At 74.5% G+C, this 931-nt stretch carries 1 pseudogene; it reads right to left on the bottom strand.

The annotated features are described in order from the left end of the window. Positions 1 to 931, bottom strand: a pseudogene (locus ABD378_RS32405) (ABC transporter permease); the annotation flags it as partial.

The raw sequence follows: 931 nt of genomic DNA, 5'->3' as shown, positions 1-931 counted from the left end.
AGCAGCCCGAGCGCGGACGCGGCCACCGCCACCACGGACGTCTCCGCGAGCAGCCGCCCCGCCACGCCGCGCACGGACGCGCCGCGCGCCCGGAGCAGCGCGAGTTCGCCCCGCCGTCGTACGGCGGTGAGCGAGCAGGTCATCAGGAGGACGACGACGGCGACTCCTCCAACGCCGTACGCGGCCACCGCCACGATCGGTGTCACGGCGTCGCGCAGCCCTTCGTACCCGGCAAGGACCTTGTCGAGTTCGGTGGAGACCAGTGCGTCGTCATGGGTGAAGCCGCGCAACTCGGTGCGCAGCGGCCCGCCTTCGAGCGAGGCGATGGTCTGCTTCAGGGCGGGCAGGCCGCGCGCCGTCAGGGCGCCGGGGTCGGGGGCGACGCGCCAGTACCGCTGCGGATTCTGGTCGACGGCGGGCAGGAACGACCCCGCGCCGGGCGCGAGCAGCAGCGCCGCATGCCAGCGTTTCTTCACCGCCTGGGGGTCGCTGCCCGGCACGTCGATCAGCGAAGGGGTGCGCAGGATCGGGTCGTAGGACCAGTAGCCCCCCTTGGGGTGCCGGGGTTCGACGATCCCGGTGATCCGTACGGTGACGCGCTCGCCGATCACGGAGTCCACATGGAGGGCGGTGCCGGTCCGAAGCTTCAGGGCGCGGGCGGTGTCCGCGGTCACGGCGGCCTCCACCCGGCGGCTGTCCGAGGTCAGCCCTTCGCCCTTCGGGAGCCGTCCGTCGCGCACACGCGCGTGGGCGTCGACGCCGGCCTGCGCGGCCAGGGTGAACTGCGGGGCGATCGAGTCGGGGCGGGGCAGCCATTGGTCGAGCCCCTCGGGCGGCTCGAGGGTCCGCGCGCCGTACGTGGACTGCGCGCGGTCGATGCGAAGGGGCCGCGGCACGGCGGCGACGACCTCGCGGTACTGCGCGCGCAGGG

Source organism: Streptomyces rectiviolaceus, from assembly GCF_039533825.1.
GTDB lineage: Bacteria > Actinomycetota > Actinomycetes > Streptomycetales > Streptomycetaceae > Streptomyces > Streptomyces rectiviolaceus.
This window is presented reverse-complemented; position numbering and strand designations above follow the sequence as displayed.